Consider the following 14,441-nt stretch of genomic DNA (forward strand, 5'->3'; position numbering starts at 1 on the left):
CTGTTTCAGGCTGGCAAGTCGGTGGTGAATGCAGATCCACTGTGGGAGCCGGCCTTGCCGGCGATGGGCCGCAAAGCGGCCCGAAACAATCAGAACAACCAGCGATACAGCAGGTAGGCAACCACCACCGCCAGCACCGGTCGCAACACCCGGTAGGCTTTGGGATTGGCTCGCTTGAACTGCTTCACGCGGCTGCTGATGACATTGCTGAAACGCTTGCTCCAGGCATAGGCCTGGTTAATCCCGCCAACGCGTTCTTCGTCGGTGTTCTGCGGCGCGGTGGCGCGGCCGAGGAAGGCACTGACCTTGCGGTTGATGCGGGTCATCAGCGGGCTGTTAAGCGGCCGCTCGACGTCGCAGAAGAGGATCACCCGGGTGGTCTCGGTTTCGTTCTTCACCCAGTGCACGTAGGTTTCGTCGAACATCACGTCTTCACCGTCGCGCCAGGCATACACCTGGCCATCGACGTAGATCCGGCAGTCGTCGGAGTTCGGTGTCGACAGGCCCAGGTGATAGCGCAGGGAACCGGCGAACGGGTCACGGTGCGGGTTCAGGTGACTGCCGCCAGGCAGCAAGGCGAACATCGCGCCCTTGACGTTGGGGATGCTGTTGACCAGCTCGACGGTCTTCGGGCACAGCGCCTCGGCCGAGGGCAGCGGCTTGTCATACCACTTCAGGTAAAAACGCTTCCAGCCCTTCTTGAAGAACGAACCGAAACCGGCGTCGTTGTCTTTTTCGGCGGCGCGGATATAACCCTCGTCGAACAGGTGCATGGCCTCTTCGCGAATCACTTCCCAGTTGTCCTTGAGCACGTCGAGTTCAGGGAAGCGGCTGCGGTCCAGGTACGGCTTGGACGGCACACCGGAAAACAGGTACATCAGGGCGTTGTAGGGGGCGAACAGCGCCGAATGGTTGACGAACTGGCGCAACATTGGCAAACGCGCCTTGCCGCGCAGGTGTACATACAGCGTGCTGCCGAAAAACAGCAGCAGTACACCTGCCTTGGCGACAAAGGAAAAGGTCATGCAACACTCCTTGGAATTTCGATCAGGCCATCACTGCCGGATTAATCGAACATATTAACCGATCCGGCCCCGGTGAAAACCTGCGGGGCCGGGATTCAGTGTCAAGGATTGTGCAACAATCGACGCTGGCGGTTATTGCCCGGGATCAGCACCGCCGCGACTTACTGCTGGGTTTCCTGCTCGGTGAACAGGTCGGCGAACAGCATGCTCGACAGGTAACGCTCGCCGGAATCCGGCAGGATCACGACGATGGTCTTGCCTTGCATCTCCGGTTTTTCCGCCAGGCGCACCGCCGCGGCCATGGCCGCCCCGGAGGAAATGCCGCAGAGGATGCCCTCCTCCTGCATCAGGCGCAGGGCCATGGCCTTGGACTCTTCGTCGCTGACCAGCTCGACCTGGTCCACCAGGGACAGGTCGAGGTTCTTCGGCACGAAACCGGCGCCAATGCCCTGGATCTTGTGCGGGCTGGGCTTGATCTCTTCACCGGCGCGGGCCTGGGTGATCACTGGCGATACGATCGGCTCGACCGCTACCGACAGGATCGCCTTGCCCTGGGTCTGCTTGATGTAGCGCGACACGCCGGTAATGGTGCCGCCGGTACCGACGCCGGAAACCAGTACATCGACCGCGCCATCGGTGTCGTTCCAGATTTCAGGGCCCGTGGTCTTCTCGTGGATCGCCGGGTTGGCCGGGTTTTCGAACTGGCCAGGGAGGAAGTACGCCGACGGCTCGCTGGCGACGATCTCGTTGGCCTTTTCGATAGCGCCTTTCATGCCCTTGGCCGGCTCGGTGAGCACCAGTTCCGCGCCCAGGGCCTTGAGCACCTTGCGCCGCTCGATGCTCATCGATGCCGGCATGGTCAGCAGCAGCCTGTAGCCACGGGCAGCGGCGACAAAGGCCAGGCCGATGCCGGTATTGCCCGAGGTGGGCTCGACGATGGTCATGCCCGGCTTGAGTTTGCCGCTGCTTTCGGCGTCCCAGATCATGTTCGCGCCGATCCGGCACTTGACCGAATACCCGGGATTGCGCCCTTCGATCTTGGCCAGCACGGTCACCCCGCGCGGGGCGATGCGGTTGATCTGCACCAGCGGTGTATTGCCGATGGAATGCGCGTTGTCAGCAAAGATACGGCTCATGGCGGGGTCCTTTTATGCACCAGGCGGAAAACTTCAAGGGTAAGCCTGCAACGCCAGTGCGTCCACAACCGGCGAACCCCTGCAACTGACAGGGGTCAACCGATCACCACCTTGCCGGAAACCGCCGCCGATGAAACGCCGCTACCACTGGCCCTTGTGGGGGCTTTTAGGCATCGCCCTGTTGCTGCTGGCCCTGCACCTGACCTTGCCGGTGCTGGTGCGCAACTACCTCAACGATAAACTCGCCGACATGGGCGACTACCGCGGGCAGATCACCGACGTCGACCTGGCGCTGTGGCGCGGCGCCTACAAGATCAACGGCCTGAACATCGTCAAGACCAGCGGCAAGGTCCCGGTGCCGTTCCTGGAGGCACCGTTGATCGACCTGTCGGTCAGCTGGCATGCGCTGTGGCACGACCAGGCAGTGGTGGCTGAAGTGATCTTCCTCAAGCCACAACTGAATTTCGTCGACGGCACCAGCAAGCAGACCTCGCAAACCGGTCAAGGCACCGACTGGCGCCAGCAGCTGGAAAAACTGCTGCCGATCACCCTCAACGAAGTGCGCATCGACGACGGCATCCTGAGCTTTCGCAACTTCAACTCCAAACCGCCGGTCAACCTCAAGGCCACCCAGCTCGACGCCAGCATTCGCAACCTGACCAACGTCGAGGACCGCAAGGGCCGGCGCGATGCCACCTTTGACGGCAAGGCCCGTCTGCTGGGCGATGCCAGCGTCGAAAGCAGCGCCACTTTTGACCCCTTCAGCGATTTCCAAGACTTCAGATTCCGCCTGCGCGCCACCGGTATTGAACTGCGCCGGCTCAACGACTTTGCCAGTGCCTACGGCAAGTTCGATTTCAATGCCGGCCATGGCGACCTGGTGATCGAGGCCGAAGCCGAGAAAGGCCGGCTCAAAGGCTACATCAAGCCGCTGCTGCGCGACGTCGATGTGTTCAACTGGCAACAGGACGTAGAAAGCAAGGACAAGGGCTTTTTCCGCTCGATCTGGGAAGCCCTGGTCGGCGGCGGTGAAACCGTGCTGAAGAACCAGCGCAAGAACCAGTTCGCTACCCGCGTGGAACTCAGCGGCAGCGTGCATAAAAGCGATATCAGCGCCTTCGAGGCGTTCTTGCAGATATTACGCAACGGCTTCGTCCAGGCCTTCAACTCCCGCTATGAACAGCCACCGCCCAAGGCTGACTGAGTCACCGAGTGACGGTCCATTCAGAGACTGAATGGGCCGTCTGCGTTCCCAGTCGCCCGGAGCCCGCGTTATAGTCGTGCATGACAATTTTTCCGCCAGGGGCCATGTACCCCGGCGCTACGTTAGAGGATCGGTTCATGAAGTTCGAAGGCACCAGCGCTTATGTCGCTACAGACGACCTGAAACTGGCGGTCAACGCGGCGATCACCCTGGAGCGGCCGCTGCTGGTCAAGGGCGAGCCGGGCACCGGCAAGACCATGCTTGCCGAGCAACTGGCCGAATCCTTTGGCGCCAAGCTGATCACCTGGCACATCAAGTCGACCACCAAGGCCCACCAGGGCCTCTACGAGTACGACGCGGTCAGCCGCCTGCGTGACTCGCAACTGGGCGTCGACAAGGTTCATGACGTGCGCAACTACCTGAAGAAAGGCAAGCTCTGGGAGGCTTTCGAGTCCGAAGAGCGGGTCATTCTGCTGATCGACGAGATCGACAAGGCCGACATCGAGTTCCCCAACGACCTGTTGCAGGAACTGGACAAGATGGAGTTCTACGTTTACGAGACCGACGAGACGATCAAGGCCAAGCAGCGCCCGATCATCATCATTACCTCGAACAACGAAAAAGAGCTGCCGGACGCCTTCCTGCGCCGCTGCTTCTTCCATTACATCGCCTTCCCCGACCGCACCACCCTGCAGCAGATCGTCGATGTGCACTACCCGAACATCAAGCAGGACCTGGTCAGCGAAGCGCTGGACGTATTCTTCGACGTGCGCAAGGTGCCGGGCCTGAAGAAAAAGCCGTCCACCTCCGAGCTGGTCGACTGGCTCAAGCTGCTGATGGCCGACAACATCGGCGAAGCGGTGCTGCGCGAACGCGACCCGACCAAGGCCATCCCGCCGCTGGCCGGGGCCCTGGTCAAGAACGAACAGGACGTGCAGTTGCTCGAGCGCCTGGCCTTCATGAGCCGTCGCGGTAACCGCTGAGCCGGGAGCAATAGCCATGCTGCTCAATCTGTTCAATGAAATGCGCGCGGCCAAGGTGCCGGTTTCGGTGCGCGAACTGCTCGACTTGCTCAATGCCCTCAAGCAGCGCGTGACCTTTGCCGACATGGACGAGTTCTACTACTTGTCGCGGGCCATCCTGGTCAAGGACGAGCGCCATTTCGACAAGTTCGACCGGGCGTTTTCGGCCTACTTCAAGGGCCTGGAGAACCTCGACCGGCACCTGGAAGCGCTGATTCCCGAAGACTGGCTGCGCAAGGAGTTCGAGCGCTCGCTGACTGACGAGGAGCGCGCGCAGATCCAGTCCCTGGGTGGGCTGGACAAGCTGATCGAAGAGTTCAAGAAGCGCCTTGAAGAGCAAAAGGAACGCCATGCCGGCGGCAACAAGTGGATCGGCACCGGCGGCACCAGCCCGTTCGGCTCGGGCGGCTTCAACCCCGAGGGCATCCGCGTCGGCGATGCCGGCAAGCGCCAGGGCAAGGCGGTCAAGGTCTGGGACCAGCGCGAGTACAAGAACCTCGACGACCAGGTCGAACTGGGCACGCGCAACATCAAGCTGGCCTTGCGCCGGCTGCGCAAGTTCGCCCGCCAGGGTGCGGCCGAAGAGCTGGATATCGACGGCACCATCGACCACACCGCCCGCGATGCCGGCCTGCTCAACATCCAGATGCGCCCGGAGCGGCGCAACAGCGTCAAGTTGCTGCTGCTGTTCGACATCGGCGGCTCGATGGACGCCCACGTGAAGATCTGCGAAGAGCTGTTCTCGGCCTGCAAGACCGAGTTCAAGCACCTGGAGTACTACTACTTCCACAACTTCGTCTACGAGTCGGTGTGGAAGAACAACCTGCGCCGCACCTCGGAGCGCACCTCGACCCTGGACCTGCTGCACAAGTACGGCGCCGACTACAAGGTGGTGTTCGTCGGCGACGCGGCCATGGCGCCCTATGAAATCACCCAGCCGGGCGGCAGCGTCGAGCACTGGAACGAAGAAGCCGGTTACGTGTGGATGCAGCGCTTCATGGAGAAGTACAAGAAGCTCATCTGGATCAACCCCTACCCGAAGGACACCTGGGGCTATACGGCCTCGACCAACATCGTTCGCGAGCTGGTCGAGGACCGGATGTTTCCGCTGACCTTGCGCGGGCTGGAGGAAGGGATGCGGTTTTTGTCCAAGTAGACACGGGGCCGCTACGCGCCCCATCGCCGGCAAGGCCGGCTCCCACAGAGGTTTGCATTCACCTGTGGGAGCTGGCTTGCCAGCGATGAGGCCCTCTCAGCCAACAAACCTTTCAAGAAACGCCCGCTGCTCAAGCCACGCCATCTCCTGCACCACCGGCCGAAACCGCACCACACTCCCCGGCAGCATCTGCGCCATCCTCGCCAGGGCCAGCGGCGTCAACGCGCCCAGGCGTGGATAACCACCAATGGTCTGACGGTCATTGAGCAGCACGATCGGCTGGCCGTCCGGCGGCACCTGCACCGCGCCTAAAGGGATACCTTCAGAGATCATCGCCGGGCCCTGATACTGCAACACCGGCCCCAACAGGCGAATGCCCATGCGATCGGCCCGGCTGTCGAGGGTCCAGTCACGGTTGAACGCTTCGAACAGGCTCATACCGCTGAAGTCGCCGATCTGCGCCCCCAACAGCAGATCAAGCGGCAACCTGTCGGTAAAGTCCGGCCAGAACGCCTCCGGCACTTCTTTAGGCGCCGGTGCCGCACCGCCATATTCCAGCTGTTGGCCCTTGGCCAGCGGCGAACCCAGGCCATCCAGCCCGCCCAGTTCCTCGCGCACCACGCTGGCACAACTACCCAGCACCTGCGGCGCCTTGAAGCCACCCGGCGCGGCGATGTAGGCACGGGCACCGTGCAACGGCGCATTCAAGCGCAGGCGCTGGCCCTTGTTCATGCTGAAGCTGCGCCAGGGCTTGAGCGGCTGGCCGTCGAGCCGTGCGTCCAGGTCGGCACCGGCCAGGGCCAGGCAGCAGTCCTGCTCGGCAATCAGGCTGAAGCCACCGAGGGTGACCTCGACCACGGCGGCCCCAGGCCCATTGCCCAGCAGCCAGTTGGCCCAGCGCATCGACACCCAGTCCAGCGCCCCGCCCTGGGTCACGCCCAGGTGGCGCACGCCAAAGCGCCCGGCATCCTGCAACAGGCACAGCGGCGTGCTGGCCTCGATCGACAAGCGGCTCATGCCTGTGCCTCCAGCGGGGTATCGTCGCCGCCCAGGTTGATGAAGGTCGCGCGCTCGACAGCGACGAAACGTACCCGATCGCCTGGCTGCAGCAGGCTGTAGCCCTCGCGCTGACGGTCAAAGAGTTTGCTCGGGGTGCGCCCGATCAGGTTCCAGCCACCAGGGGAAACCGCTGGATAGGCGGCGGTCTGCCGCTCGGCAATCCCGACACTGCCGGCCGCCACGCGTTTGCGCGGGGTGGCCAGGCGCGGCGCGGCCAGTGCTTCTTCGACCAGGCCCATGAAGGCGAAGCCGGGGGCAAAGCCAAGGGCGAACACCTGATATTCACGCTCGCTGTGGCGGCGAATGATGTCTGCCACCGTTGTGTTGCAACGCTCGGCCAGCAGCTTCAGCTCCGGGCCGACGCTCAGGTCGTACCACACCGGGATCTCATGCTCACGGCCACCGCTGCCAGCGTCCGCTTGCAGGTCACTGAGCGCTTCGCGGATGCACGCCTGTGCCACGGCTGGCGATACCTGGAGCAGGTCGAAATGCACCATCAGCGTGGTATAGGACGGCACCAGATCAACCAGGCGCTCGGCAAAAGCGCTGCGCAGGCGCTGGCTGGCGGCGAGCATCCACGGCATGTTGCTTTCGTCGATGCGGTCGAACAGGCGCACCATCAGGCAGTCGATGGCCACCACCTCAATACGGTAGTTCATGGCACCGCCTGGGCATCAAGGGCCTGACGGATCTGCCGTACAGCGGCGATCGAGCTGTCGTTGTCGCCATGCACGCACAGGGTATGAGCCTGCAACTGCAACGGGCTGCCATCGCTGGCAATCAGCGGCTCGCCCCGGGCCAGGCGCAGGGCCTGCTCGACGATCACCGCCGGATCGTGGTGCACCGCCCCCGGCAAGCGCCGCGACAGCAGGTGGCCGCTGGCGTCATAGGCGCGGTCGGCAAAGGCCTCGAACCACAGGGTCACACCGTACTCATCACCCAGGGCCTGGGCCGCGCTGTTGTCGGCGGTGGCCATCAGCATCAGCGGCAACTGCCGGTCATAGGCGGCCACCGCTTCGAGCACGGCACGCAGCTTGAGCGGGTCGGCCATCATGTCGTTGTACAGCGCGCCGTGGGGTTTGACGTAGGCAACCTGCGTCCCCTGGGTACGGCAAATGCCGTCCAGGGCGCCGATCTGGTAATGCAGCAGGTCGCGGATTTCCTCGGCGCTGCAGGCCATGGAGCGGCGGCCGAAGCCAGCCAGGTCCTGGTAGGCGGGGTGGGCGCCGATGCGCACCTGGCTGGCCACGGCCAGGGCCACGGTCTTGCGCATGATGCCGGGGTCGCCGGCGTGGAAGCCGCAGGCGATGTTGGCGCAATCAACATAGGGCATGACCTGGGCGTCCAGGCCCATGGTCCAGCTGCCAAAACTTTCACCCATATCGCAATTCAATAGCAGGCGGCTCACGACTGACACTCCTTCAGGCTCGGCCTCATTGGGCTTCTAGTTCTTTGCCGCGGGTTTCCGGCAGGCTCAGTGCTGCCAGAATTACCACTCCGTAGGACACCGCGGCAAATCCGCCGATGCCCAGACCCAGGGGGATCTTCTGGCTGAGCAGGCCGATCAGCAGCGGGAAGAACGCTGCCAGGGCACGGCCGATGTTGTAGCAAAAGCCCTGGCCCGAGCCGCGGATGCGGGTGGGGAACAGTTCGGTGAGAAACGCGCCCATCCCGCTGAAGATCCCCGAGGCGAAGAAGCCCAGGGGGAAGCCCAGCCACAACATCACGCCGTCGCTGACCGGCAGCTGGGTGTAAAGCAGGACAATGATGAACGAGCCGACGGCAAACAGGATGAAGTTCTTTTTGCGCCCCAGCAGGTCGGTCAGGTAGGCGCTGATCACATAGCCGATGTAGGAGCCGAAGATCACCATCGCCAGGTAGCCACCGGTGCCGAGCACACTCAGGCCGCGCTCGTTCTTGAGGAAGGTCGGCAGCCACGAGGTGATGGCGTAGTAACCGCCCAGGGCGCCGGTGGTCAGCAACGAGGCGCGAAGGGTGGTGAAGAGCATGCCCGGGGCGAAGATTTCATAGAAGTGCGAAGGCGCTTCGGTCTTTTGCGCAGCCTTGGCCTGCTGGTAGATCTCCGGGTCCTTGACCAGGCGCCGGACGAAAATCACGAACACCGCTGGCACGATGCCCAGCAGGAACAGCGCACGCCAGGCGTCTTCGGGCGGCAACAGCGAGAACAGCACGGCATACAGGATCGCCGTCAGGCCCCAGCCAATGGCCCAGCCGGACTGCACCATGCCCACCGCCTTGCCGCGGTCCTGGGCGCGGATCACTTCACCGATCAGCACCGCGCCAGCCGTCCACTCGCCGCCAAAGCCAAAGCCCATCAGGGTGCGGGCAATCAGCAGCTGTTCGTAGTTCTGGGCAAAGCCGCAGAGGAAGGTGAAAAACGCAAACCACAGCACTGTCAGTTGCAGGGTGCGCACGCGGCCGATACGGTCAGAGAGGATACCGGCAATCCAGCCACCGAGGGCCGAGGCGATCAGGGTGCTGGTGTGGATCAGTCCGGCCTCGGCGGTGGTGATGCCCCACAGGGCGATCAGGGTGGGGATGACGAAGCTGAGCATCTGCGTGTCCATGCCATCCAGGCCGTAGCCGATCTTGCAGCTCCAGAAGGTCCGGCGTTCCTGCTTGTTGATGTTGCGGTACCAGTCGAATGGCCCCGCCACTGACCTGGCTTTGACCTGTTGCTGCACGCCCGATGGGTTCATGGTTGCCTCAGCTTGTTGGTATTGTTTTAACGACGACAACATGTGTCGCGGCCTGAGGATCATTTTTCGACGGGTGCGGGTTGTCGTCCAACGAGAAAAACCAGCTGTCTGGCATAAGAAAAACTTGATCAGTGAGCGCGCCATGAACCTCAAATTCCTCGAAACCTTCGTCTGGGTCGCCCGGCTCAAGAGCTTTCGCCTGACCGCCGAAAAACTCTTCACCACCCAGGCCTCGATCTCCAGCCGCATTGCCGCGCTGGAGGCCGACCTCGGGGTCAGGTTGCTGCTGCGCGACTCACGGGGCGTGAGCCTGACCCCGGAAGGCAGCAAGGTGCTGGAATACGCCGAACAGATGCTCGATACCGCCAAGGCCCTCAAGCAATCGCTGGACAGCGACCGGGCCAAGGTCGGGCGGATTCGCATCGGCGTGATGGACACGGTGATCCACACCTGGATGAGCCCGCTGGTCTCGGAGCTGATGGAGCGCTACCCGCAGGTGGAGATCGAACTGGTCGCCGATACTGCACTGAACTTGCGCGAACAGCTGCAAAAAGGCTTTCTCGATGTGATTCTGCAAACCGACCTGTTACGCCAGGAAACGATCCGCAGCCTGGACCTGGCGCGCTACCCCATGGGCTGGATCGTCGCCAGCCAGTCGATCTACAACCGCGACTACGCGTCGCTGGCGGACCTGGCCCGCGAGCGCATCATCACCTTCTCGAAGAACTCGCGGCCCCACCAGGAAGTGCTCAGCCTGTTGCAGGCCGAAGGCGTCGGCGCGCCACGGCTGAACTGCGTGAACTCGGTGGCGGCTATTACCCGCTTGTTGCGTGATGGTTTTGGTATCGGCGCCCTGCCGCCAGCGCTGGTCAGCGAAGAGCTGGCCCGTGGCGAACTGATTCTGTTGCCGCTGGCCCGGCAACCACCGAGCCTGGAGCTGGTGGTGGCCTGGCAGACCGGCGTCGAGCTGGTCGATGAAGTGGTGCAGCTGTGCCGCAACGTGCTGGAGCGCTACGCTCGCGATGCCGGGCCGCAGCGCATCGTGCTGGTTTAGCGCCAGCTCTCCTGCACGGCCTTGCGTCGCCCGCCGAGTGCCACCCAGCCGAGCAACAGCAGCAGGCTTTCGACCACCAGCGCCAGCACCAGCGCGCAGCTCAGGCCCCAGGCCAGGGCTTCGGGGTTGAGAAGGATCTGGTAGCGATAGCCGTTGAGGGTTTCTTCGCGCAGTTGCGGGTTGGCGGCCGCCAGCACATGCCAGGTTTTTGCCAGCCACGGGCCTTGGAGAATCTGCCACTCCTGCTCGAACTGGCGGTTGCGGATCAGCAGGCTTTCAATGCTGTTGGCATCGCTGGTGAACACCGGATCGTCGCTGCTGCGGTAATGGCGCACCAGCGCCTGCAGGTCGCCGTTGAAGAAGCGCTTGGCGGTGTCTTCAAAGCCCTTGAGGCCCTCACGGGATTCGAGCAGGTGCGCCTCGACCCGCTGGCCGTAATCGACGATATAGCCCGGAACCTGCAGCCCGACCAGCAAGCCGCAGGTAAACAACAGCAAGCGCAGGTAACTTCTGAACATGGACTGATCCTTAGCTGGGCTGACCTTCGGCGATGCATTCGCCACGGCGCCACAGGGCCCACTGGCCAGGCTCGTAGCGGTGCCAGGTTTCGTTCTCGGTGAGGGCCTCGGTGGCGATCACCGTGACCACATCGTTAGGGGTGGTTTCGGCCTGGAAGTCGACGATCACGTCGACGTCCTTCAGCCGTGCCGGGCCGAACGGCGCACGTCGGGTGATGTGCACCAGCTTGGTCGAGCAGAAGCAGAACAGCCAGTCGCCATCGCTGAACAGGCAGTTGAACACGCCCTTGCCACGGTATTCGGCACAGGCCTCGACCAGCACCGGCAGCAACTGCTCGACCTCAACCGGCTCGGGGAAGGCTTCGCGCACGCGGTTGAGCAAGTCGCAGAACGCCGCTTCGCTGTCGGTGTCGCCAATCGGCCGGTAAAAGGTCGCCTGCCCCTTGAACTCACCGAGCTGGCCATTGTGCGCAAAGCACCAGTTGCGGCCCCACAGCTCGCGCACGAACGGATGGGTGTTGGACAGGCAGACCTTGCCGACATTGGCCTGGCGAATGTGGCCGATCACGACTTCGCTCTTGATCGGGTAGCGCTGCACCAGGTTGGCGACTTCCGACTCGCAACTGGCAGCCGGGTCCTGGAACAGGCGCAGGCCACGGCCCTCGTAGAAGGCGATGCCCCAGCCGTCACGGTGCGGGCCGGTGCGCCCGCCGCGCTGCATCAGCCCGGTGAAGCTGAAAACGATGTCGGTCGGCACATTGGCGCTCATGCCCAGTAGTTCACACATGCTTGGCTGCTCCGGGCAATCCTACAGACGCGGCTCGACCCGCGTGCCGCTGCCGCCCAGCGGCGCTGCAGGTGGCGGGTTACGGTAGCGGTCGCTGCGGTCGGCGGCGAACGGCTCATCGCTCACAGGCTCGTCGGCATCACGCTGGGCGGCCGCTTCGGCCTGCTCGCGGCGGGCCTTGGCGCGCCGCTCAAGCGGCCAGCGGATGAGCACGAACAGCGCATACAGGGTGAACGCGAGCATGCCGTACATGGCCAGGTCAGCAGCGGCGCGCAGGGCGTTGTTGCCGACCTTGAACAAGGTATCGAGGGCGGCGATGGCGATGGCCGGGGCGAATTTTTCCTTGACCGGGTCGACGATGGTCGGGGTCAACAGCAGTACCGCCATCAGCACCCGCAGCGGCTCACGCGGCCAGCGCCACATCCATGAGGTCAGGCGAAAGCCCACCAACAGGCATCCCAAGGCGGCAAGGGCGTAGAGGCCCCAGGCGAGCAGATAGTCGTTCTCGGTCATGGTGTCCGTGGCAAGCTAGGCAAATAGATGCTTATGATAAACACTTTTCCGCGCGCAGGCGCCCCCCAGCCAAGAGAACCCCGCATGTCCGCAGACGCCACCGCTCCCCGTGCCCCGATTGCCCGCAAGGCCGAAGGTGCCGATCCCTATGCCTGGCTGCAGCAGCGCGATACCCCTGAGGTGCTGGCTTACCTGACCGCCGAGAACGCTTATCAGGAGGCACAGCTGGCCGATCAGGCGCCGCTGCGCGAACAACTGTTCGAAGAGATCAAGGCGCGCATCCTCGAAACCGACCTGTCGCTGCCCTCGCCCTGGGGCCCGTACCTGTACTACACGCGCACCACGGCCGGTGACGAATACGCCCGCCATTACCGCTGCCCGCGCCCGGCCGATGATTCCAACACGGTTGATGAAAGCCGCGAAGAGCTGCTGCTCGACCCTAATGAGTTGGCCAAGGGTGGCTTTTTGTCGCTGGGCGCATTCAGCATCAGCCCCGACCACCAGCGCCTGGCCTACAGCCTGGACACCACGGGCGACGAGATCTACACCCTGTACGTCAAGGAGCTGGCCGACGGCGCCATCGAGCAGCTGCCGTTCGAGGACTGCGACGGCAGCATGACCTGGGCCAACGACAACCAGACGCTGTTCTTCGCCGAACTGGACGACACCCACCGTCCGCATAAACTGCTGCGCCACCGCCTGGGCAGCGGCGTGGTCGACGCGGTCCATGAAGAAACCGATGGCCGCTTCTTCCTGCACTGCTATCGCGCCAGCTCCGAGCGCCAGCTGATCCTGCTGCTCAACAGCAAGACCACCAGCGAAGCCTGGGTGCTCGATGCCGAACACCCCGAGCAGGCCTTTACCTGCCTGGCGCCCCGGGTCGAGGGCCATGAGTACTACCCTGACCACGGCCAGTTCGAAGGCCAGTGGCGCTGGTTTATCCGCAGCAACCAGGACGGCATCAACTTCGCCCTGTACCAGGCTGTTGCCGACGTAGTGCCCACCCGCGAGCAATGGCAACTGTTGGTGGCCCATCGCGACACGGTGATGCTCGAGGGCCTGACCCTCAACGCCAGCGCCCTGAGCCTGAGCCTGCGCGAAGGCGGCCTGCCGATCATCGAGGTGCACCCGCAGGGCTTGCCGGCCTACCGCGTGGAGCTGCCGGATGCCGCCTACAGCCTGTACGTGCAAGACAGCCTGGAGTTCGTCAGCCCGCGTATCCGCCTGCGTTACCAGTCGCTCAACCGCCCGCCCCAGGTGCGCCAGCTGGAGCTGGCCAACGGCGCCCAGCAGGTGCTCAAGGAAACCCCGGTGCTCGGCCCGTTCGACCCGGATGCCTACGTCAGCCAGCGCCTGTGGGCCACCGCCGCCGATGGCACCCAGGTGCCGATCAGCCTGGTGCAGCGCCGCACCGACGTTGGCAAGCCGGTGCCGCTGTACCTGTACGGTTACGGCGCCTACGGCGAAAGCCTCGACCCGTGGTTTTCCCACGCCCGCCTGAGCCTGCTCGAACGCGGCGTGGCCTTTGCCATCGCCCACGTGCGTGGCGGCGGCGAGCTGGGTGAAGCCTGGTACCGCGCCGGCAAGCAGGAGCACAAGCACAACACCTTCGGCGACTTCATCGCCTGTGCCGAGCACCTGATCGCCCAGGGCGTGACCCGCGCCGAGCAACTGGCGATCAGCGGCGGCAGTGCCGGTGGCCTGCTGATCGGCGCGGTACTCAACCAGCGCCCCGAGCTGTTCAAGGCAGCGATTGCCGAAGTGCCGTTCGTCGACGTGCTCAACACCATGCTCGACCCCGAACTACCGCTGACCGTCACCGAGTACGACGAATGGGGCAACCCTGAAGAACCCGAAGTGTACGAGCGGATCAAGGCCTACGCGCCGTATGAAAACGTCCGTGCCCAGGCCTACCCTGCCCTGCTGGTGATTGCCGGTTACAACGACAGCCGCGTGCAGTATTGGGAAGCGGCGAAGTGGGTGGCGCGCTTGCGGGTGACCAAGAGTGACGACAACCCGCTGCTGCTCAAGACCGAAATGGGCGCCGGCCACGGCGGCATGAGCGGGCGTTACCAGGGGCTGCGCGATGTGGCGCTGGAGTACGCGTTCGTATTTAACGTGCTGGGCGTGGTGTAAATCGGAAAATTTGTTGTCTGATCCACCAAATCGCCGGCAACGCCGGCTTCCACAAATCCTGTGGGAGCTGGCCTTGCCAGCGATGGGCTGCGCAGCAGCCCCAGAACAGAC

At 63.6% G+C, this 14,441-nt stretch carries 14 protein-coding genes; 5 read left to right on the forward strand and 9 right to left on the reverse strand.

The window, feature by feature from the left end:
- Positions 1–89 precede the first annotated feature (89 nt).
- Complete coding sequence (locus JV241A_RS17935; RefSeq protein WP_115088245.1) at positions 90–1,025, reverse strand: aspartyl/asparaginyl beta-hydroxylase domain-containing protein; 936 nt, start codon at positions 1,023–1,025, stop codon at positions 90–92.
- A gap of 161 nt (positions 1,026–1,186) precedes the next feature.
- A complete protein-coding gene (gene cysK, locus JV241A_RS17940; protein ID WP_134063789.1) occupies positions 1,187–2,161 on the reverse strand; it encodes a cysteine synthase A in 975 nt (324 codons plus the stop codon).
- A 130-nt stretch (positions 2,162–2,291) separates the two neighbouring features.
- On the opposite strand from cysK, the gene JV241A_RS17945 reads away from it, so the two are divergent.
- The 3 genes from JV241A_RS17945 (at position 2,292) to JV241A_RS17955 (ending at position 5,543) form a co-directional block, all read left to right on the forward strand.
- The gene (locus tag JV241A_RS17945; RefSeq protein ID WP_134063791.1) at positions 2,292–3,365 is read left to right on the forward strand and encodes a DUF748 domain-containing protein; all 1,074 of its coding nucleotides are present in this window, start codon (positions 2,292–2,294) and stop codon (positions 3,363–3,365) included.
- A 137-nt stretch (positions 3,366–3,502) separates the two neighbouring features.
- Positions 3,503–4,348 (forward strand): MoxR family ATPase, encoded by an 846-nt coding sequence (locus tag JV241A_RS17950; RefSeq protein WP_115088248.1) that lies wholly within the window; start codon positions 3,503–3,505, stop codon positions 4,346–4,348.
- A gap of 16 nt (positions 4,349–4,364) precedes the next feature.
- Positions 4,365–5,543, forward strand: a complete 1,179-nt coding sequence (locus tag JV241A_RS17955; RefSeq protein WP_010223112.1) for a VWA domain-containing protein — start codon at positions 4,365–4,367, stop codon at positions 5,541–5,543.
- 96 nt (positions 5,544–5,639) lie between these two features.
- Here JV241A_RS17955 and JV241A_RS17960 read toward each other — a convergent pair whose 3' ends face one another.
- Genes JV241A_RS17960 through JV241A_RS17975 form a run of 4 tightly spaced genes read right to left on the reverse strand, consistent with a single transcriptional unit; the run spans position 5,640 to position 9,322 of the window.
- The gene (locus JV241A_RS17960) at positions 5,640–6,560 is read right to left on the reverse strand and encodes a biotin-dependent carboxyltransferase family protein (protein WP_134063793.1); all 921 of its coding nucleotides are present in this window, start codon (positions 6,558–6,560) and stop codon (positions 5,640–5,642) included.
- Positions 6,557–7,261: a 5-oxoprolinase subunit PxpB gene (gene pxpB / locus JV241A_RS17965; protein WP_134063795.1), complete on the reverse strand. Its 705-nt coding sequence runs from the start codon at positions 7,259–7,261 to the stop codon at positions 6,557–6,559. Before pxpB ends, JV241A_RS17960 begins: the two co-directional genes overlap by 4 nt.
- Positions 7,258–8,010: a 5-oxoprolinase subunit PxpA gene (locus JV241A_RS17970; RefSeq protein WP_095161870.1), complete on the reverse strand. Its 753-nt coding sequence runs from the start codon at positions 8,008–8,010 to the stop codon at positions 7,258–7,260. Before JV241A_RS17970 ends, pxpB begins: the two co-directional genes overlap by 4 nt.
- Before the next feature lie 25 nt (positions 8,011–8,035).
- Positions 8,036–9,322, reverse strand: a complete 1,287-nt coding sequence (locus JV241A_RS17975; protein WP_095161868.1) for an MFS transporter — start codon at positions 9,320–9,322, stop codon at positions 8,036–8,038.
- Between the two features lie 142 nt (positions 9,323–9,464).
- Here JV241A_RS17975 and JV241A_RS17980 point away from each other — a divergent pair, with 142 nt between their 5' ends.
- Complete coding sequence (locus JV241A_RS17980) at positions 9,465–10,376, forward strand: LysR family transcriptional regulator (RefSeq protein ID WP_095161866.1); 912 nt, start codon at positions 9,465–9,467, stop codon at positions 10,374–10,376.
- Here the strand turns inward: JV241A_RS17980 and JV241A_RS17985 are convergent.
- Genes JV241A_RS17985 through JV241A_RS17995 form a run of 3 tightly spaced genes read right to left on the reverse strand, consistent with a single transcriptional unit; the run spans position 10,373 to position 12,194 of the window.
- Entirely contained in the window at positions 10,373–10,894 is a 522-nt protein-coding gene (locus tag JV241A_RS17985; RefSeq protein ID WP_095161864.1) for a DUF2937 family protein, read from the reverse strand. The two genes, JV241A_RS17980 and JV241A_RS17985, sit on opposite strands and share 4 nt — an antisense overlap.
- Before the next feature lie 10 nt (positions 10,895–10,904).
- The gene (locus JV241A_RS17990) at positions 10,905–11,681 is read right to left on the reverse strand and encodes a class II glutamine amidotransferase (protein ID WP_134063797.1); all 777 of its coding nucleotides are present in this window, start codon (positions 11,679–11,681) and stop codon (positions 10,905–10,907) included.
- Between the two features lie 21 nt (positions 11,682–11,702).
- On the reverse strand, positions 11,703–12,194 hold the full coding sequence (locus JV241A_RS17995; protein WP_134063799.1) for an MFS transporter: 492 nt from the start codon (positions 12,192–12,194) through the stop codon (positions 11,703–11,705).
- A gap of 84 nt (positions 12,195–12,278) precedes the next feature.
- Here JV241A_RS17995 and JV241A_RS18000 point away from each other — a divergent pair, with 84 nt between their 5' ends.
- Positions 12,279–14,330, forward strand: a complete 2,052-nt coding sequence (locus tag JV241A_RS18000; protein ID WP_134063801.1) for a S9 family peptidase — start codon at positions 12,279–12,281, stop codon at positions 14,328–14,330.
- Positions 14,331–14,441 lie beyond the last annotated feature (111 nt).

The sequence above is a fragment of the Pseudomonas sp. JV241A genome, from assembly GCF_900275665.1.
Lineage (GTDB): Bacteria > Pseudomonadota > Gammaproteobacteria > Pseudomonadales > Pseudomonadaceae > Aquipseudomonas > Aquipseudomonas wadenswilerensis.

Coding starts and splice junctions, on each gene's coding strand:
- JV241A_RS17935 (WP_115088245.1), bottom strand. CDS start 1,025: ATGACCTTTTCCTTTGTCGCCAAGGCAGGTGTACTGCTGCTGTTTTTC.
- cysK (WP_134063789.1), bottom strand. CDS start 2,161: ATGAGCCGTATCTTTGCTGACAACGCGCATTCCATCGGCAATACACCG.
- JV241A_RS17945 (WP_134063791.1), top strand. CDS start 2,292: ATGAAACGCCGCTACCACTGGCCCTTGTGGGGGCTTTTAGGCATCGCC.
- JV241A_RS17950 (WP_115088248.1), top strand. CDS start 3,503: ATGAAGTTCGAAGGCACCAGCGCTTATGTCGCTACAGACGACCTGAAA.
- JV241A_RS17955 (WP_010223112.1), top strand. CDS start 4,365: ATGCTGCTCAATCTGTTCAATGAAATGCGCGCGGCCAAGGTGCCGGTT.
- JV241A_RS17960 (WP_134063793.1), bottom strand. CDS start 6,560: ATGAGCCGCTTGTCGATCGAGGCCAGCACGCCGCTGTGCCTGTTGCAG.
- pxpB (WP_134063795.1), bottom strand. CDS start 7,261: ATGAACTACCGTATTGAGGTGGTGGCCATCGACTGCCTGATGGTGCGC.
- JV241A_RS17975 (WP_095161868.1), bottom strand. CDS start 9,322: ATGAACCCATCGGGCGTGCAGCAACAGGTCAAAGCCAGGTCAGTGGCG.
- JV241A_RS17980 (WP_095161866.1), top strand. CDS start 9,465: ATGAACCTCAAATTCCTCGAAACCTTCGTCTGGGTCGCCCGGCTCAAG.
- JV241A_RS17985 (WP_095161864.1), bottom strand. CDS start 10,894: ATGTTCAGAAGTTACCTGCGCTTGCTGTTGTTTACCTGCGGCTTGCTG.
- JV241A_RS17990 (WP_134063797.1), bottom strand. CDS start 11,681: ATGTGTGAACTACTGGGCATGAGCGCCAATGTGCCGACCGACATCGTT.
- JV241A_RS17995 (WP_134063799.1), bottom strand. CDS start 12,194: ATGACCGAGAACGACTATCTGCTCGCCTGGGGCCTCTACGCCCTTGCC.
- JV241A_RS18000 (WP_134063801.1), top strand. CDS start 12,279: ATGTCCGCAGACGCCACCGCTCCCCGTGCCCCGATTGCCCGCAAGGCC.